We start from the raw sequence: 18387 nt of genomic DNA, 5'->3' as shown, positions 1-18387 counted from the left end.
AAAGCAACCGTTTGGTGATGATGGCAGAGGGGAACCACACGTTCCCATCTCGAACACGACCGTTAAGCCCTCTAGCGCCAATGGTACTTGAACCGCAGGGTTCTGGGAGAGTAGGACATTGCCAAGCTAAGTAAAGTGCCTTAAGACTAACGTCTTAAGGCACTTTTTATCTATCCAATAAGGAATGTTATACATATTCAGAGGCTGCAGATCGTGCACCCCCAGCAACTTTTATTGAATCCTGCATTCCATTTTCTGATAACTCTCTTGTTCTTTCTTCTCCGAATTTGAAAGGCGATTCAGCGTGTCTTACCATATATATAAAAGTTTTCATAGTCTACTCCGCCCTCTTCTACTATTTGTGCGTTATTAAACTTGATGAAGTCAATTCCCAATCTTCTAATAAAGCCCATGTTATGATCATGGTGGCCATCATTAGCCTTCATTGTTCCAATAAAAACATCTGAACTGACTTTTGAAGAGTCTGAATAATGCTCCAAAATATACTTCGTTGTTGCCGTTACATTCAACATACCAGCTTCTTCACAATTTACTCAAAAGAGCCTTCCTTCTTCACTATCGACTACATTAGTGTGTTTCACATTTCCGAAATAAACGTATTGGATTCGAATTTCGGTATCTTTTATCCGCAAGACTATGTATTTCAAATTAAGGTAAGACAAATCATCCTTTGTTAAACCAGTTTCATCTTCGATCTCTCTTAAACATGCTTCTTTTGGTATACTGATTTCATGTTGCTCTAAGTGACCCCCGATAGGAATAACCATACCCGAAAGGAAACTATTTTTATTCTCTTTTTGCATAAACAACAATTGATTTTCATGGAATAGAAACGCTACTGCCCGTCGCAAAGTAATCATAGTGCTATGCCAATTCTGAGAACAACAAATAAGTAAAAAGATATAAACCACTCTCCACTAACATCATCAGACCGCCTACATGGGCTTCTAAGGTGCGTTTCGATGATCAACAGAGGGGGATGCAATACAAGCCAGCGAGTAAGCATGATTTTAATGAGAAGGATGATATCATTGCAGGGAATTGGTGAGAAATGTCGAATAAGCATTGATCGTGAAGTAGGGCAGTTATATCCTGTTAACTCAAACTTTTAACTTGAACATATGGCGGGTATGAAAAATCTGTATTAGCCATAATCTTAAGAATTAGAATCTAATCTTATAAACACAAGGAGTTACTACCTAATGGAGATAGATCGAACAGAAGGAATATTGAGATTTTATGGATTAGAGCCTGATCGAAAGCACATAGAAGATATACGTTCATTGCTGATTTATGAAATTAATGATCGAAATTCTGACGACAATGAGTATATGAAGACATTGTGCATTCAATTATTTTGTCTTGGTCAGGTAGAGGATACCCTGCTTATATGGAGTGCTAAAAGAAAAAGTGTTGATGCAGGTATCTATATTGATGTGCAATTGCTTTGTGGAGCTGGATTTGAGGAGACAACAAGATACTTGAAAAGCCTTAATACTTTATATGCTAATGACCAGCTTAAATATTTGGAAAAGAGTGGACGCACTAATGATTTTGATGATTTTTCAAGAGAGAGCGTGATCACATTTTACAAAAACTATTATGGAATTAGCTAAGATGGTATCGTGAAAATGATAATTCTAGGCTGGGCAGATGGAGAGATTGAGATAAATGAATGTAAATGCTATTTTACAACGATCTTACAAATCCCTTGGACGATTTTTTGGAAGCATTGACCCGCATAATTCCAGGGTGTGTGCCTGACGATGAACTCAAAATATCGAACTCTTTTGAATGGCAGGCGGAGCCAGCAGGTACTCAATGGACGTTAACCAGACAAAACGAAGAGAAAATGCATACAGTGATATGCAAAAACTTGATTTAGATGAAGATGTAAAAATTATTGATTTTATCTATGCTGTTGTACAAGTACTGGATATACTCATTAAAACCTATGGCATTATTGGTTTCAAGAAATGCTGATATAATCATGATTTTCATTTATTCAGCTTCCTGGTTTTGAAAAATTATTGTTTGGATAAAAGTAACATAGATGTTATTGAATATGAAGAAAAAGGCTGCGAACTTTGTAAAACAGACATTAATAAAGATCCAATGTCCACTACAAGGCAGCTGACAATGCAGCTGACAAAGCAGCTGACAAAGCAGCTGACAAAGCAGTTCATCATTTTTGGGATGAGTAAGCAGTAGCTTCATCTATCCCCGCACCCAAGAAATAACAATCCCCTAGAACAAAGAGAAGCCGCAGTACAACAAGAATTATTACTTGCAACTGAAGAGAAGGAGAAATTACAGAAAAAAGATGATGAACAACTCACAGAGTTTATTTCTGCAATGGAACAATCTGAACAAACCATTAATCGGATTAAGGAAGAGTTAGAGAAGCAACAGGAAGAAAATGCTATGATGGCCTACGAACATGAAAACGGAAGAGTTTTGAATGATGAAGAACGAAAAATATTGGAGAGAGAGTATGAACCGAGATTTGATGTGATTTACCCCAATTACATTATCAATTTGATACAGTCGATTCTAAAATTCGGGAGAATACGGTTGAAACAAAGCTAGGGGCTGTTGCTGAATTCCTCTTTTCCAAAGAGGGACGAATTTATTTCAGGAAAAAGAATTATAAAATACATATATACCGTTTGAATAGAACAAAAGGAGAACAAAAGTTCGTGATTAAATGGTTGGAATCTTCACTCTCATAATTGGATGAACATTTCAAATTACCAACCACATTAAGAATTTTAAAATATAGTATTGAAATGTAATCATTTTCCTCCCACGGGGGGGTATGAATGCTAGGATAATAGTAGGCCAAAAACAACTTCATTGCTAGGATAATAGTATACCACCTCCATCAAAAATCCTGTAAAATTATGCAGATAATTTTTTTGCAGGAGGCTAAGGAAAGGATGATCATCGAGGTGGATATGTACGAAAAAATCAGGCAACTGTACGTACATGAAAGCAAGTCCCAGCGTCAAATCGCAAAATTATTGGGCATATCACGAATCACGGTTAAAAAATATTGTGAAGGAGATCATGTTCCTTGGGAACGCAGCGGAACCAGTGGTAGAAAGCCTTATGTTGTCACACCTCCCATCATGGAATTCATTGCATCTTGCCTGGAGGAAGACGCAGCGGAAAACATCAAAAAGCAAAAGCATACAGCTCGCAGAATCTACGATCGCTTAGTGGATGAACAAAGCTTTACAGGCGGAGAATCCACCGTACGGCAAATCGTAGCTGAACTACGACAGAAGGCTCCGCAAGCATTTATCCCTCTCAGCTTTGAACCAGGTGAAGCACAGATCGATTGGGGCGAAGCTACGGTCTATCTGCAGGCTAAAAAAGTAAAGGTTTATCTGTTCTGTATGAGGCAATGCTTTAGTGCAGATATGTTTGTCAAAGCGTTCTACAGACAAAATGAAGAAAGCTTTCTAGAAGGGAATATGAACGGATTTGAGCACTTTGAGGGAGTTCCCGCAAAAGTGATCTTTGACAATGCCAAAGTAGCCGTTAAGGAAGGCTTCGGAGCCCATGCCAAAGTGCAAGAACGCTATAAAATCCTATCCGCTCACTATGCCTTTAAAACCGAATTTTGTAATGTTGCTGCTGGACATGAGAAAGGCCTCGTAGAAGGTTTGGTAGGCTGGATACGGCGTAATGTACTCGTTCCCATACCGAGAGTAAACAATATTGCAGAGCTTAACGAAGCCTTGCTAATACGGTGCGAGAAATATCGGAAGCATAAGATTGATCGCAGGCAATCAACGGTAGGTCAGATGGTCGAGATCGAAAAACCAAAGCTCATAGCCTTGCCTAAGTACCGCTTTGACACGAGTAAAAGCATGACAGCTGCTGTAGATACCTTCTCCACGATCAAGTTTGACCATAACTACTACTCCGTCCCCATGACCTATGTAGACAAGGACGTGAGTATTAAAGGCTATGGGAATGAAATCACAATCATCCATAAGCAAACAGTTGTAGCGACGTATCCCCGCTGTTATGGGCGTGGTGAATCCCATTACAAACTCGAGCATTACATCGATCTTATCGAGCAAAGACCTCGAAGTGTATTTAATGCTAAGCCGGTTAAAAACTCCGTATCTTCTGAGCTTATGGAGATTGGAAGGCGCCTTTCAGGGCCCAGAGAAATGGTGAATTTGTTGCGGTTATGTGTGGATCATGGTGAAGACAAGGTTATTGCTGCCGCAGATCATCTACCCTATCAAGATCAGATTGCTGCCTACTTAATGCCACATGCACCTCCAAAGCCTAGTCCTCCGCGGACGGATGAAATTAAAGTGATACACACCGGACTTACGCAATATGACCAGTTAATTCAAGGGGACATCGCCATATGAGCACCATAAATCCAACGAAAGAAACCATAAAGTTATACGCTAAGCATTTAAAGACGCCTTCGTTTGCAGCGTATGAAGACATTATCCGCCAGTTGGATACGAATCAAAGCTACGAGCACTTTCTTCGTGAACTCATGAAGCGAGAAGTCCTACAACGCCAAGAAAATAAGCAAAAACGAAAACTAAAGACTGCCAAGTTTCCTTTTCCAAAGACGATTGACGAATTTGACTTTAGTCGATTAGAACGCATCTCCAGTGCTACAGTATGGGAATTGGCCAACTGTGACTTCATTAAAAACCGGCAAAACATTGTGATGATCGGTAATCCAGGCGCTGGGAAAAGCCATCTGAGTATCGCTCTGGGCATGAAAGCATGCCAAGCAGGCTTTACTGTTAGATTCTATACAGCCGCTAATCTGGCTACAGAACTGTCGGAAGCACTGCAGCATAATCGCTTATCCAAGTTCGAGAAGAGCCTAGCTCAAATTGATCTCTTAATTCTGGATGAGTTGTCCTATTTGACCTTTAATCGGCATCAATCTGAAATGCTGTTTCAAGTTATTTCTGAGCGTTCTGAACGTGCTAGCATCATTGTAACAACCAATCTAGAGTTCTCCAGATGGACAGAGTTATTTGAGAATGAAATTATGGTAGCTGCTCTCATTGATCGTATTACGTTCCGATCCCATATTCTCGATATGAATGTATAGGACTCTTACCGGCTCATACAAACCAAACAAGGAGGCAATACCCATGTCATATGATGAAGCTGCATATAGCATAGACGCAGATGAAGAGGTTAAAGATAGAGAGTCAAACGATCTCATTATTGGATTGCTAACCTATACAAAAACATTGGAATCCATGGTTCTTGAGCTAAGAAAAGCGGTCAATGCGTTAACACCTCAAGGTCAAGAACAACCCTTTCCAGACCTTCATACCGATATATATGAGGCTTTTGATGATCACCCTGCTTATGAAAGATATGTTGTTTTATAATAAAGTTGCTTAGTTCATAATAAAGTTGTTTAATTTTTCATCATGGCCGCGTAATTAACTGGCAGTTTAACGCAAAAATAGGAGGCTATCGTAACTTAGCAGCCGTTCTGTAAGGGAAGGAATTTATATGCCTAAGAGTAGCATAATTGCGATTTTTTTACGGTATATGTTCTTGTCAAATGCTAATAGTAGCACATGATGTTATTCCCATATTTGATAAACTTTATCATTTATGACTTGCAATAATACATTCAAAAGTTTAGGGTTGCCTTAAAGCGCGGTTTAAGGATTATGATGTAGAAGAACTTGACGAAAGCATCTGAAAACAAATTTTAAGAAGGGATCCATGAACATGGCATTTACTATAAAAGAAGCTTCAGAGCGATTAGGTTGTTCGGCACCTACCATTCGTTATTATGAGAAGGAGGGATTACTTCCCTACATCAAGAGAGATAAGCACGGGAATCGTCTGTTTGAACAAGATCACCTGGATTGGATCAGGCTGATGAAATGTTTTCGAGCAACTGGAATGAAGATGTCTTTACTGAAGCAAATGGTCAATCTCGCATTAGATGGCGATTCCACAATTCCTCAAAGAAAATCAATTCTTAATCAGTACAAAGAGGATTTATTTAGACGTCAAAGTGAGCTTGCAGAAGCTCTTGATGCTGTGAATAACAAGCTGTCCATATATGAAGATATAGAAATGGGAAGGGCCAGTTCAGAAAGTCAACTGTTAAACAAAATGGAAAATCAACAACACTCAGCAAGCGATAGAGAGGGATAAATATATGAAAACAAGAAAATTAGGAAACAGTGATCTAGTCGTGTCTTCGATTGGACTGGGGATTATGGGAATGTCTCCAGGTATGTATGGAGAAACAAATGATGAACAGTCCATTAAGACCATACACCGTGCTCTGGAATTGGGAGTTACTTTGATCGATACCGCTGATGTTTATGGAAATGGGCATAACGAGGAGCTTCTTGGACAAGCACTCAAAGGACGTCGAGATCAGGCCATTATTGCGACTAAGTTTTCCTACACACCTAATTATGAAACAATTAGCGGTCATCCAGATTACGTCAAAGAAGCAGTGGAAGAGAGCTTACGTCGATTAAACATTGAGCATATTGATCTTTATTACCAGCATCGTGTAGATCCCAATATCCCTATCGAGGAGACGATTGGGGCGATGTCTGATTTAGTTAGGGCGGGGAAAGTACGCTATCTTGGCCTTTCAGAAGCATCTGCTTCCACTATTCGTCGTGCACATGCGATACATTCAATTTCGGCATTAGAAAGCGAGTACTCTCTTTGGAGTCGGGATATTGAAGATGAGATTCTCCCTGTTGCAAGAGAACTAGGAATTACTCATGTTGCTTACAGTCCGTTGAGCAGGGGCTTTATTACTGGCGAACTTCGAAAGTTTGAAGATTTGGATGCTAATGATCTTCGTAGATATATGCCACGGTTCCAAGGTGATAACTTTAATAAGAATATAGAAATCGCAGATAAAATCAAGGAAATCGCCAATGAAAAGAATTGTACTCCTTCACAATTGGCTCTAGCATGGACCATAGCAAATCATGCACTACCGATTCCGGGAACCAAACGAATAAAATATTTAGAGGAAAATGCAGCCTCCGTGGATGTTGAACTAACTCCTGAGGACTTGGTTCGTATTGAAGAAGTTAGCCCTAAACATGTCGTTCATGGTACCCGATATATGAAAGAACAGATGACGCTACTTAATGGGTAGACTCTAGTGGATCAAATACATTAAAGTGTAAAACCTGAGACAGTGAATGCTTAATTCATTTCAAATCCTGCCCATAGGGTGGGATTTTTTTGTACAGGAGAAACCAATTTTTTTCAGCGTGTCGTCTGAGCAAGAGAAGGCATATCCGGATAACAATTTGCACTTCTTCGATCTGTTGTATGGCGACGAAATCCTGCGAATGAGTGAGTATATGTGAGATAAACCCAAAATCGAGGGATGGGTACGATAGTTCAATCGAAATGTATTTTAAACAACTTTATTTTAAGACCCGCCACATTCGCAAATGAAAGCCATTCACCATTCACTGCCAAGTGTATATGCGACCAAAGAAGCTCTTGATAAGCTCCGAAACATGCCGACTTTGTTCCTCCAGTACAAAATGTCCCCCGCATAGAAAACAAGTTTGGATATGTATTAATTCTCTGCTAAAGGCATAAGCCCCTTCCAATGTAAAGATAAAATCGTTTTTACCCCAGGCTACCAGTGTCGGAGGCTGATAGGTTCGCAAGTATTGTTGCCAGACGGGGTATTCTTCTACGTTTTTTCTATAATCGTAGCCTAGCTCCAGCTGGATTTGGCTATTTCCAGGACGGTCCAGAAAAAATTGGTCCATTGAATATCCATCTGGGCTAATCAGGTAAGGTTGACAGGCTCCTACTAAATATTGACTTTTTGTAAAATCAAACGTTATAAGCTTGGCAAATGCCGCTTCAGTTGCTGGGTTTCGGTCCACCCAAAGCGCTTTGAAGAGATCGAACGGTTTCCCCAGCCCTTTCTCATCTGCCACTGCATTCTGAATAACAAAACCAAGAATACGGTTCGGATTACGAATAGCCAACCTAAATCCGATAGGACCCCCATAATCATGGATATACAATATATAGTGAGAAATACAGAGCCTAGCAATCAGCTTTTCAATCACAATGGATAAGTTTTCGAAGGTGTAATGATATTCTTCCGTAGTAGGCATGCTGCTATTTCCAAATCCGGGGTTATCAGGAGCAATGACATGAAATCGGTCTGCAAGAAGAGGAATCAAATCCCTGAACATATAGGAAGAGCTTGGAAATCCATGAAGAAGGATAAGGGTCGGGTGGTTCGTAGATCCGGCTTCACGAAAAAAAATATTCAACCCTTCGATATTCATTTTTTTATATAGTACTATGATTTCAACTCCCTTTCCGAAATGTTCATATCCCGTCATTACCAAAGTATGTGAAGAAGAAGCCTTTAAGTACTTTCTTATTTTATATTTGAGAGATTAACGATTCCTCATAGAGGGAGGATAGTTGAACTGGGTGTTCATTGCCGTCGAGTCTCTACATCTTTGAATTAAGGAAATTCACTTAATTTAACACCTGTTAGTTGCTTCTTATTGGTATGGACTTGAAACATATGGTAACTTCGGATCGTTTAATAATTGAGTTATTTATGTTGGAGATAGAAGGGTGAGCTATAATGAGAAAAATAATAAATTTGGTTTTGCTGTATTGTCTAGTTTTAAGTATCATGACGATCTTCATTCCTTCGACTGTTTATGGTTGTTCATGTGCTCAACCCCAAACTGTCGAAGCAGAATTGAATCGTTCGGAAGCAGTTTTTGCTGGTCGTGTCCTTGAAGTGAAGGAGCAAAGAAACTTGAACGGAAGTATGACGAAAGCCGCACTATTCGAAGTAAGCCATATATGGAAAGGTGGATCTGAATCTCAAATCATTATACACACGGGAAGCGGTGGAGGTGATTGTGGATTTCGTTTTGAAGAAGGTAAGGATTATTTAGTATATGCCCACCCATCTACCATGTATGGAGACAAAGAGCTTCTTATTACCATAATTTGCGACCGGACGAATGTATTAGTTCAAGTGCAAGAGGATCTAGCTATATTAGGCGATGGCAAAGTGCCAACTGAACAAGTTAATCTTGAAGGTGAACTCTACCGTATAGATCCGTATGTCTGGGTTACAGTGATTGGAATTGCAGTAATAGGAATGATGATTTTCTTTGTTTGGCGAAAAGTGAGAAGGTAACTATTTAGGATTTGGGGGAGAAGTGGGTCCACCTGCCTATTGGACTTCTGTCAAGATAGTAGACACAGATTTTATGCTCACACAGCCAGACCATGGTACAAACGTTCATAATCAGTGGGCGTGTTGTACCCAATCGAAGAGTTGTGCTGGCGCACACGATTACTCTCAGGACACCTTAACCACTTGTAATAGCCGCTACGAGAAACTTCCATAATGCGGCACATCTTCTCCAGTCGGTACTCGTAGCGGTGTTCATAGATAAACGTGTAACTTACCGACGGTCTTTTGCGAAGAACTAGATGGTTTTTTTTAAGATGTCATTCTCCATTTCAAGCTGCCAGATCCGCTTTTGCAGGTCAGCCTGGTTCTTGTCTTCGACCTTTAAGATGCCACTGCCACGAAAAGCGTTACCGGAATCTTGCTTGAATTCGCTCATCCAGCGGTACAAGGTATTGTCGGACAACCCCAGCTCCCTAGCTACCTGAGCCACCGGTTTCCCCTGTTCTGAATCATTTTAACCGTTTCTCTCTTGAATTCTTTATCGTATTTCTTTCTCATCTCGGACACCTCGACTTTGTTTAGTTTATTGTCGCATTCCTTTAGTCTATCTCCTCCTGTAATTCTAACTTATCTATTATTTCAGTTGGGATTGTTACTTCTCCTGCCTTAGTCATTTTTTCAGACACGAAGTTATCCATTGTCATTCCCCTCCCCGTTGTTCATCAATTGATATATCTATTATAATAGAGCCTTTGTCCGCTGCACAATGATATAGAACGTGCGTTTGTCACTGGTGGAACAGTTGCCGTGGTGCTTCGATCAGAATTTTTGTTGAAAGAAAACTTAATATACTTTGTCATATAATGGTTAATGGTATAATCATACTTATTGAATACGGAGAGTGCATTAAATGACATTTGAAAAAAAGATTTTATTTAGCCTATGGATTAATCCTTATATGGAATATTACTCTTGTTCCTTTTGCATGAAAGGTGAGTCCGTAGATAGTATCGCTATTCAAAACAGCATTACTAAACTATTGAAGGGCAAAGAGGATTCGGAGTGCATCTATTTACTTTGTGTAAAGGACGAACACAATTATATACCCATATATAGGCAAGAGTAAAACACCAGTAAGACGTTGGAACAGTCATATAAAAAACTTGAATATAGGAAAAAGCTCTTATAGCAAGTGGAAGATTTATCTGTTAGATAATAATCGAGCAAACTACGATTGCATTTTGATGGTTATTCCTGAGGTAGCTATATCAGAGCCGCCAATTAAAGGGTTTCCAAAAACCATTGGATCAATTGAATATCAACTTGTTAGCCTGGCTTCTGATGCTTATCCAGACACGCTCCTAAACAAAGAGGGGAACCGCAGATGATAGACTTTAATGAATGGTTAATGCAGTTATCCAATCATTACTTTGTTCCTTTGTTTAGTACTAAAGATGGCTTATTAGTTAATGTCAAAACAAAGAATGATCGTACATTATTAATGCGCTCAGCTGATATGGAAAATGCAATTATTAGTACGATTGAAAATAATATAAGTAACGATGCCTGGGAAGGCTTGATTTACGTGATGGGTAAAGGATTAGCTGCATCCTTCCAACCGATGTACATAGGCAAAGCTGAAAAAAAGGGCGTAACCAATCCTATCAGTGAAAATATAAAGAATATCCGTAAGAACCAGCATAAATTCGCAAGATGGGGTGACGGGATTGCTTATCATATTGGCGATTTAAGTCATGCGATGTATGGGTTTCAAGCCTATAAGAAACCAAGTAAGAAATACATGACTTGGGCAAAAGCCCTCTTTGAAACTAATGATCCGCCTATGCTAAATGAGCCAATATTCTTTTTCATTGCACCTTGGTTTACTGGTGACAAAGGCTTGTCTGGTTTGTCCTGTTCATTGCCTGCGGTTGAAAAAGAAATGATTGCTATAGCATCAGTTCAATTTGCTGATACATTACTAAACGTAGACGGTATATAATGGCAGGTGACTATGATGTACGCTTTAATTAGCTGTACCAAGTTGAAACAGGAATACAGTTGCTCATCTAGAGAATTGTATGTAAAGTCGGCATTGTTCAGCAAAGCGGTTAAGTATATCGAGCAGCAAGGGTACAACGATTGGTTTATTCTTTCTGCCAAGTATGGGCTGTTAAGTAAGGATGAAGTTATTGATCCGTATGACGTAACGCTTAACAATATGAAAGCACCTGAAAAAAAAGAGTGGTCTAGGAAAGTCGCGGATCAGATATTAAGCTTGAATTTAAACAGTGTGGACGTTTACGCAGGAATGAACTATCGGAAGTTTCTACTGCCATTGCTGGATGCGCAGGGAATTAAATGGAGTGTACCATTAATGGGTAAGGGCATAGGGATTGTTCTTATTACTTTTTCTCCGCATTCATTCTTTCGTATAAAATACGCTTCCTATACCCCTCATTATATAAGCTACAGGTTCAGCTGCAGAGTTTCCATACGGTCGTCGACGAGTAAGACCATCCGGACTATCGAAGCCTGTGTAAATCGATTTTTCCCATATATAGGCATTAGATCGATCATATAGAGGGAAATATTGATTCCGGATATTATTACGTTTATAGGCTACAGGTTCTTCATTCGACTAACAGGAATCTTTATGCTCTTACACTGTGTTTTGGAAAGATATTTTTGGGGGAATTTTTTTCCGTAGGTTTTAAACAAAATATTCTTCATTTAACATCCATTTATTTGCTCAATATTTGGGTGTTCCCTGTTTATTTAAATAAGAGAATAGACATAAGGCTTATGTTATGGCAGGATTACTATATTGAGACTTGGACAAGGAGAGGTGACAGCGCAATGACCGTGCATCATTTTCAACCCCAGCAATATGTTAATACCTTGGGACAGCATCCCCCCGTGCTTCACATTAGTAGCGGTGATACAGTTGTAACGTCTACTGTTGACGCCAGAGGCTGGGATCATAAAGGCGAGGCTGCGGCTGCTCGTGGAAACCCGATGACGGGGCCTTTCTACGTGGAGGGCGCTATGCCAGGCGATACGCTAGAGGTAGCTCTGGAATCGTTGGTTCCTAACAGGGAATGGGGATGGACCCGGAATGCACTTGCACTTAATGTCGTTGATCCTCACATTGCTGCAGTGTTACATCCTTCAGAAATTGTAAGGTGGACAGTAGATGTTGCCAACGGACTGGCCTTTCTTGAGAATCCAACTCCCGGGCTTGCCAATTTGAAGCTGCCTTTGCGACCCTTTCTAGGCTGCTTTGGGGTTGCTCCTGGCATGGGACAATCGATATCTACGGCTACAAGCGGTGAGTACGGAGGAAATATGGATTACAGAGAGCTGATTGCCGGAGTTACGGTTTATTTTCCAGTTCTCACAGAAGGCGCGCTTTTTCATCTTGGGGACGGCCATGCAACACAGGGTGATGGTGAAATCGTAGGTACGGGTATCGAAATCTCATTAGATGTCCGCTTCACGGTTCGTCTAAGAAAAGGTAAAACGATCGGCTGGCCGCGAGGAGAATCGGACACTCATGTGTTCTGCATCGGCAACAGTAGGCCACTTGACCAAGCATTACAGCATGCCACAACAGAGATGCTGGCGATGCTTCAAGAGGATTACAGCTTGACAGCAACGGAGGCCAGCCTGTTATTAGGCCAGACCGTGGAATATGATATCGCCAATGTTTATAATCCTGCTTATAGTATAGCGTGCAAATTACCCAAGGAACTTTTAGCTACATTATGAATAAAAAGTATGCCATGCAATTAGCAACTATTTTTATTGGATTTATTATTTTTGGAATATCGGAAAATATTAAAGGACCCGCGATTCCAAGAATTCAATACGATTTTAACTTGGATGAAGTACAGCTAGGCTCATTGCTCTCGCTTAATGCGTTGGGTTATTTAATTGCCTGCTCCTTCACAGGTTATTTAACGAAAAAGCTGGGTATCAAAAACGTCAGCCTGACTGCCTTTGCAGCTATGCTGGTTTCTGGTATCCTGATCTTTTTCTCACACAGCTATCCTGTGTTTTCATCCTCTTATTTCTTGATGTACATCGGCAATGGCATGCTCGAAATCGGTCTTGCCATATTAGGTGCGCGCATTTTCACGAAAAACACCGGTACCATGATGAATTTATCCCATTTCTTTTATGGAATCAGCTCGACCGTAGCTCCAATGATTGCCACAGGTTTAATGTCTGTGCACCTTTATGGCCATTTGCTGGATTGGCGGGGGATGTACCTGATTATGCTTTCCTTGTCGGTGCTGCCGATGATCCCTGCACTTTTAAGCTCCTTTCCAGGTGACGACCTGCCTCATGAAGATCGAATTCCGCTGAAAGCACTCATGCGTGACCCTGCGTTATGGCTACTGATGCTTATGCTGACATTTGGCGTTGTTTCGGAATTGGCGGTTGGAGGGTGGCTGGTCAATTTTTTGGAAAAATCGTATGGTTGGAGCACAGTAGCCGCGTCTGGGATGCTGTCTGCGTTCTTTTTTTGCTTCTCGGCTGCCAGACTGTTTCTCGGACCGGTCACGGATAAAATAGGGTTTACGCTATCGCTTATCATTTTTTCCGGCTTCTCCGCAGTTTGTACCTTTATTGCTATTGTGGGCGGGGAATCGATGGTCTTTCTTTTTGCAGCAGCAGGGGTGGGGATCGCTCCTATTTATCCGACTATCATGGCATTTATTGCCACGAGATACCCCCGCGGCAGTGATACCGCGATCACATTTACGGTTACTTTAATGGGAATAGGCAGTGTGATCGGCAATTATGTGATTGGTGCCATCACAAGTGGAGTTAAAGCTGGCTACGGAACGGATTTGGAACAGGGCTTACTGCGCGGGCTTCAAGCTGGATATGGCTTTATAGGTTTATGTGCGCTGATTAGTGCTGTATTTGGATACATCTTATACAAATTTTTGAAGGCGCGCAATGAGTTGATATAGGCATAAACGGATATAAACTTTGGTTATTTGTACTAAAATGTGGTTAATTATAATAAAGCTTTTCTTTGAGGGACAATGAAATTCTCCGCTGCCCTTGGCATGGCTGGGAGTTCGACCTCAAGACAGGCGAGCATTTGGTCGATCCCGAAAACAAACTGATGCGGGGTGAGCTGGAAGTAGGCAATGATGGGTTAGAAAACGGTCAATCAGAGAATCTGGAGCCGGGCAATTTGGAACTTGATCACAAATACATTTACCTCGTGCTGTAGAACCGATGGGAAGAAGCATGAGAGGTTGCTAAAGTATGATCATAAAAGCTTACAAAGGCTAATACTTTGTAAGCTTTTATTTGTAAATCGGTTAATTTTTAAGTAATATACAAGGATACGAGGCTCGGAAATTACTTCGTACCGCAAACGGAAAAAGCCCACGATTCGCTTGGCGCGGATACGGGGGCAGTTGCGTCAGAAATCGTCGAAGTCAAATGGTGTTCGCCATCAAACCCATAGGCGAGACGGGCAGTTTCGCCTTGTGAAGATGGGCCACGCATCCAAGACCGATGCAGCGGGGGGTGGCCCATTGCTCACTTCTCTCCTCGAACAAAATCGTTGTTACGGAGCTAGGGGGTAGCCAGAATCCGCTCCAGACGATTGGGAAAGGAAGCTCCAGTAAATGAGACAGCCACGTAAGCCCGAAGCCCAAATGGCAAAACACGGCGATTGATTCCTGGTTCGGTTTGTCAATCCGATAACGCCCGTCCTCTCGGATATATCCGTGCCGTTGCAAAAATTCATCGGAATTGGTTTTGATCGTTTCGTAATGATCAACATAATTCTGATAAGGTGCCCGTGCTGGCCATATTTCATGATCGGGGTAAGGCCGGCTGGCGCGCACCGTTTCACCGGGGATGTTCCACGCTGCGATGGGGCGGCCCTGGTCGTCGGGAGCTTGCCAATTTAATTCGCGCGTCCACGGTTCGATAACCGGTTCGATGCCGAGAAGATTGGCGGTATATTGCATCGTAAGGACGGCCCGTTCGATCGGTGAGCAATAGATGCGATCGATGCCGATTTCTTGCAGCAGGCTTGCCAATGCTTGCGCTTCCAAATGTCCCGCGGCCGTAATGGTATTATTCGGGTAATCGGGTTCGGCGTGGCGGATCAAATAGATTTTCATGCGGTTCACTCCCGTAGTTTACTTACAACGATATGACATAATTGCCTAAGTCGAGCGCATACTTCAAGCCCGCATCGCGTATGCCGTCCGGCAAGGTGCGGATGCTGTTATGCGTCTCGTATGTAAAATCACCCGTATAGCCGATTCGCTTGAGCGTTTGAACAACTTCGTTCCAAGGAATGGTGCCTTGGTACGGGAGCAGATGTTGGTCATTCGTACCGTCGTTGTCCTGAATATGAGTCGTTTTCAGCCGTGAGCCAAGGGTGCTTATACTGGCCGCTTGGTCTAGTGACGTAATGTGTCCGTGGCCGGTATCCCAGCATGCACCAACAAGTGGATGGTTGAGGGTGTCGATCAGCTCGACAAGCTCCTCCGGCAATGCGAAATGCGTAATACGGGTTCCACGCTGACCAATCATATTTTCCAGAGCGATCCCGACACCGGTTTGTTCAAGAACTGGGATTATTTTTCGGTAAAAATTTACGTTATATTCAAGTGCTTCCTGGAACGATTCACCTTCCACGCGAGTCACATTCGTCGGATGAAGCACAACCCAAGGTACGCCCAATATGGCAGCCGACCTCAGCGATCTTTCAAGCAGCTTCTCAAACGACTCCAAGGTCATGCCGTGTGCTAGATTCGAAAAGGTTGATCCATGAACAGGCCCGTGCATCTGGGTGATACGGACACCGTGATTGTCCGCGCTGGCCCGGATTTCCCGAGCCCATGCTTCCTCCTCTTGTGGGCTGCTTTGCAGCATTTGCTTCTGATGGTCCCAATAGTTCATATCCAAAGAAACAAATCCTGCTACAGCGCAGCGGCGGACTGAATCCGGCACGCATACGTCGGGGGCGTAAAAGATATTTAAAGAGGTGGACACGTTCATGGTTACTCCTCCTGAATGTTAAATTTAACTGGAAACGTGAACAGGGAATATAAAGGTTTGAGGTTGCGCAAACATTATTTTCGGCCGGTATCTGAATCATAGTCCTAAAAGTGTGTTTATTAAATAGCATGTAGTAGTCTTTTTTTGGCATTTCGTAGGTGGTACTAATTCGCGAAGGGGGGGCAACGATGCGGGAAAGTGCGCTAGAATTCAGTGACCTCTGGTATTATAAACCGGATGGCTTCGACGAATTGTCCGGAGTATGGCCGGTGCGCATAGGCCACAATATTGCAAAGCCGAATTACGGTAACGGACCTCGGCAAACTCCGTATTGCAACATGCATTTTATACGGGAGGGGAAAGTGCAGCTTTTTTACGGAGAGCAGCAGGTTGTCCTTGGAGAAGGAGATATTTTTTGTAAATTTCCAAACACGGTCTACACGTATCAAATTGTACCGAGCGAGCAGACGCTGCGGATGGCGTGGATTACTTTCGATGGCCAGCAAGCCCGGCAAATTCTTACGATGGTCGGCTTTGCCGAGGACAAGCCTTACCTGCGCAACATCGATAAAGATATAGAGATTGAGCTGCAGCAAATTTTCCAATGGTGCAAAGGAAACAGCCGTAAGCAATTAATGACAATGTACAGCCTCATGTTCCGCATATTCAGTAAGCTGTTGCCGGATAAAGACATCGAACTTCAGCAAACGCCCAATGATTGGGTGAGCAAGAGCTTGGACTTTATTCATGCTTATTATTCGGATAAAATTACGGTGGAGGATGTGGCGAAATACGTTCGTTTGCACCGCACGTATTTGTCAAAAATTTTCAAGAAGCAGGTCGGCATGCCGCCTTCCCACTATTTAATCAAGATGAGGCTCGATCGGGGCAAGCAACTGCTGCTGGAGAGTCCGTTGTCTGTAACCGAGATTGCCCTGTCTGTCGGGTATCCGGATATTTATTCGTTCACCCGGGCGTTCACCCGCTGCTTCGGCGTCTCCCCGAACAGCATTCGCAAGCAAAGCGGAGTGGAGCCTCGTTAGCTTATACTGTATTTAAGGGAGTATGATTCATGTCAAAAGCTGGCGCACCGCAACTATTATTGGAACGATTAATTGCAACAAATGGTTTTTCAGTTAGAAAGAGCAAGCAAGATGATGCTCATTGGTTTACATCTGGAAAGCCGGGCCCTTTTTACATAAATACCGAGAATATAGCAGGAGAGCCTACAGCAGGTTTACTTTTGCAACGTATAACAGCTATTTTAAAAGACAAGGTTTCCAAGGAACAGCAGGTGAAAGCCATTTGGGAAATGATCAGCGATGCCCTTGAAGCCGATGAAGCTTATAACGCTTCCATTGATGCTCTATTGGACTATTATCTAGCTCAAAACAGCTTTAAACCCACTTCCATATCTGGGGGAGAAAGAAGAGATTGGTTTTTTTCTATACCCATTGCCCAAAAACTGCAAATACCGCATATCTTTTTATTTAAATCGGGTGATTATCTGGTCACGAATGATCAGGGAGCAGCGATTGAGCTAGCACTGCCAGACCAAAAAGTGTTACATGTGGCTGATATTATTAATCTGGCCACTAGTTATTTAGAAAGATGGATACCTATACTGACAAATCACGGTGTCGAGTTAAACGAAACCCTCTCTGTAGCTGTCCGTAGCCAAGAAGGGATTCATAATTTAAGGGAAAATAAGGTATCTGTTATCTCTCCATTAATTGTCGATATTCCTTTATTCACAGAGGCTTATAACCTAGGTCTAATCGATGATTTTGCCATTAATGAAATCAGGCAGTTCTATAACTCTCCTAAAAGCTGGACTCGACAATTTTTGTCTGAAAATAACATTGATTATAGCCAAGTAGCGGGGTTGGATGTGATCAAGAAAGAACGGATTGCTTCTTTCAAAAATAACGATCCTTATCATTTAAGGAGCGAATTCCCTTTGTTTTTCTCTTGAATTTTGCGGAGCTTTGGATATGTCAGCTTGCGGACGAAAAGCTGCTAACGGTCTCAATGGTCATCAATTGGTAAGTCAAGGAGTGCGAATAGTTTTAGATGGAGTCCATTTTCAATTGAGCTATTCAAGAGTTAAA

At 41.9% G+C, this 18387-nt stretch carries 22 protein-coding genes, 1 rRNA gene and 2 pseudogenes; 18 read left to right on the top strand and 7 right to left on the bottom strand.

The window, feature by feature from the left end; genetic code table 11:
• The first annotated feature begins 10 nt into the window (after positions 1–10).
• A 5S ribosomal RNA gene (gene rrf, locus G9U52_RS32575) occupies positions 11–127 on the top strand.
• Positions 128–235: 108 nt separating this feature from the next.
• Here the strand turns inward: rrf and G9U52_RS40410 are convergent.
• From G9U52_RS40410 to G9U52_RS32565, 3 genes and pseudogenes are all read right to left on the bottom strand, one after another.
• A pseudogene (locus tag G9U52_RS40410) lies at positions 236–334 on the bottom strand (histidine phosphatase family protein); the annotation flags it as partial.
• On the bottom strand, positions 300–533 hold the full coding sequence (locus tag G9U52_RS32570; RefSeq protein WP_166155546.1) for a hypothetical protein: 234 nt from the start codon (positions 531–533) through the stop codon (positions 300–302). The pseudogene G9U52_RS40410 and the gene G9U52_RS32570, both read right to left, overlap by 35 nt.
• 21 nt (positions 534–554) lie before the next feature.
• A complete protein-coding gene (locus G9U52_RS32565) occupies positions 555–881 on the bottom strand; it encodes an NUDIX hydrolase (protein WP_166155543.1) in 327 nt (108 codons plus the stop codon).
• A gap of 342 nt (positions 882–1223) precedes the next feature.
• Between G9U52_RS32565 and G9U52_RS32560 the strand changes: the two genes are divergently transcribed.
• The 8 genes from G9U52_RS32560 (at position 1224) to G9U52_RS32525 (ending at position 7180) form a co-directional block, all read left to right on the top strand.
• Positions 1224–1637: a hypothetical protein gene (locus tag G9U52_RS32560; protein ID WP_166155540.1), complete on the top strand. Its 414-nt coding sequence runs from the start codon at positions 1224–1226 to the stop codon at positions 1635–1637.
• Positions 1638–1842: 205 nt separating this feature from the next.
• Positions 1843–2004, top strand: coding sequence for a hypothetical protein (locus G9U52_RS32555; RefSeq protein WP_166155537.1), 162 nt, complete (start codon positions 1843–1845; stop codon positions 2002–2004).
• Positions 2005–2376: 372 nt separating this feature from the next.
• Positions 2377–2610: a hypothetical protein gene (locus tag G9U52_RS32550; RefSeq protein WP_166155534.1), complete on the top strand. Its 234-nt coding sequence runs from the start codon at positions 2377–2379 to the stop codon at positions 2608–2610.
• 350 nt (positions 2611–2960) lie between these two features.
• Complete coding sequence (istA, locus tag G9U52_RS32545) at positions 2961–4418, top strand: IS21 family transposase (protein WP_207953349.1); 1458 nt, start codon at positions 2961–2963, stop codon at positions 4416–4418.
• Positions 4415–5128: an IS21-like element helper ATPase IstB gene (gene istB, locus G9U52_RS32540; protein WP_166155531.1), complete on the top strand. Its 714-nt coding sequence runs from the start codon at positions 4415–4417 to the stop codon at positions 5126–5128. The genes istA and istB overlap by 4 nt, the downstream gene beginning before the upstream one ends.
• A 43-nt stretch (positions 5129–5171) precedes the next feature.
• Positions 5172–5417, top strand: a complete 246-nt coding sequence (locus G9U52_RS32535) for a hypothetical protein (RefSeq protein WP_166155528.1) — start codon at positions 5172–5174, stop codon at positions 5415–5417.
• A gap of 352 nt (positions 5418–5769) precedes the next feature.
• Positions 5770–6204 carry a MerR family transcriptional regulator gene (locus tag G9U52_RS32530; protein ID WP_166155525.1) on the top strand — a complete coding sequence of 145 codons (435 nt, stop codon included), beginning with the start codon at positions 5770–5772 and terminating at the stop codon, positions 6202–6204.
• Positions 6205–6208: 4 nt separating this feature from the next.
• Positions 6209–7180: an aldo/keto reductase gene (locus G9U52_RS32525; RefSeq protein ID WP_166155522.1), complete on the top strand. Its 972-nt coding sequence runs from the start codon at positions 6209–6211 to the stop codon at positions 7178–7180.
• 322 nt (positions 7181–7502) lie between these two features.
• Here the strand turns inward: G9U52_RS32525 and G9U52_RS32520 are convergent, their stop codons facing one another.
• A complete protein-coding gene (locus G9U52_RS32520) occupies positions 7503–8348 on the bottom strand; it encodes an alpha/beta fold hydrolase (protein WP_166155519.1) in 846 nt (281 codons plus the stop codon).
• Positions 8349–8659: 311 nt separating this feature from the next.
• On the opposite strand from G9U52_RS32520, the gene G9U52_RS32515 reads away from it, so the two are divergent.
• On the top strand, positions 8660–9229 hold the full coding sequence (locus G9U52_RS32515) for a hypothetical protein (RefSeq protein ID WP_166155516.1): 570 nt from the start codon (positions 8660–8662) through the stop codon (positions 9227–9229).
• A gap of 295 nt (positions 9230–9524) precedes the next feature.
• Here G9U52_RS32515 and G9U52_RS32510 read toward each other — a convergent pair.
• Positions 9525–9722, bottom strand: a pseudogene (locus G9U52_RS32510) (transposase); the annotation flags it as partial.
• A 604-nt stretch (positions 9723–10326) separates the two neighbouring features.
• Here G9U52_RS32510 and G9U52_RS41925 point away from each other — a divergent pair.
• The 6 genes from G9U52_RS41925 (at position 10327) to G9U52_RS32485 (ending at position 14483) form a co-directional block, all read left to right on the top strand.
• A complete protein-coding gene (locus G9U52_RS41925; RefSeq protein ID WP_375790304.1) occupies positions 10327–10617 on the top strand; it encodes a hypothetical protein in 291 nt (96 codons plus the stop codon).
• Positions 10614–11231, top strand: a complete 618-nt coding sequence (locus G9U52_RS32505) for a hypothetical protein (RefSeq protein ID WP_166155510.1) — start codon at positions 10614–10616, stop codon at positions 11229–11231. The genes G9U52_RS41925 and G9U52_RS32505 overlap by 4 nt, the downstream gene beginning before the upstream one ends.
• A 12-nt stretch (positions 11232–11243) precedes the next feature.
• Positions 11244–11813, top strand: a complete 570-nt coding sequence (locus G9U52_RS32500) for a DUF6884 domain-containing protein (protein WP_207953348.1) — start codon at positions 11244–11246, stop codon at positions 11811–11813.
• Between the two features lie 275 nt (positions 11814–12088).
• Positions 12089–13000 (top strand): acetamidase/formamidase family protein, encoded by a 912-nt coding sequence (locus G9U52_RS32495; RefSeq protein ID WP_166155507.1) that lies wholly within the window; start codon positions 12089–12091, stop codon positions 12998–13000.
• Complete coding sequence (locus G9U52_RS32490; protein WP_166155505.1) at positions 12997–14214, top strand: MFS transporter; 1218 nt, start codon at positions 12997–12999, stop codon at positions 14212–14214. The genes G9U52_RS32495 and G9U52_RS32490 overlap by 4 nt, the downstream gene beginning before the upstream one ends.
• A 65-nt stretch (positions 14215–14279) precedes the next feature.
• Positions 14280–14483: a Rieske (2Fe-2S) protein gene (locus G9U52_RS32485; RefSeq protein WP_243767688.1), complete on the top strand. Its 204-nt coding sequence runs from the start codon at positions 14280–14282 to the stop codon at positions 14481–14483.
• 211 nt (positions 14484–14694) lie between these two features.
• Here G9U52_RS32485 and G9U52_RS32480 read toward each other — a convergent pair whose 3' ends face one another.
• Both G9U52_RS32480 and G9U52_RS32475 read right to left on the bottom strand, forming a co-directional pair.
• Positions 14695–15390 (bottom strand): histidine phosphatase family protein, encoded by a 696-nt coding sequence (locus G9U52_RS32480; RefSeq protein WP_166155503.1) that lies wholly within the window; start codon positions 15388–15390, stop codon positions 14695–14697.
• Positions 15391–15412: 22 nt separating this feature from the next.
• A complete protein-coding gene (locus G9U52_RS32475) occupies positions 15413–16276 on the bottom strand; it encodes a sugar phosphate isomerase/epimerase family protein (RefSeq protein WP_166155501.1) in 864 nt (287 codons plus the stop codon).
• Between the two features lie 188 nt (positions 16277–16464).
• Here G9U52_RS32475 and G9U52_RS32470 point away from each other — a divergent pair, with 188 nt between their 5' ends.
• Both G9U52_RS32470 and G9U52_RS32465 read left to right on the top strand, forming a co-directional pair.
• Positions 16465–17319 carry an AraC family transcriptional regulator gene (locus tag G9U52_RS32470; RefSeq protein ID WP_166155500.1) on the top strand — a complete coding sequence of 285 codons (855 nt, stop codon included), beginning with the start codon at positions 16465–16467 and terminating at the stop codon, positions 17317–17319.
• Between the two features lie 29 nt (positions 17320–17348).
• On the top strand, positions 17349–18251 hold the full coding sequence (locus G9U52_RS32465) for a hypothetical protein (protein ID WP_166155498.1): 903 nt from the start codon (positions 17349–17351) through the stop codon (positions 18249–18251).
• Positions 18252–18387: the final 136 nt, after the last annotated feature.

It is taken from the genome of Paenibacillus agricola, from assembly GCF_011440305.1.
GTDB classification, from domain to species: domain Bacteria; phylum Bacillota; class Bacilli; order Paenibacillales; family NBRC-103111; genus Paenibacillus_S; species Paenibacillus_S agricola.
Note: the sequence above shows the minus strand (reverse complement) of the source record. Positions and strands in the feature narration are given on the sequence as shown.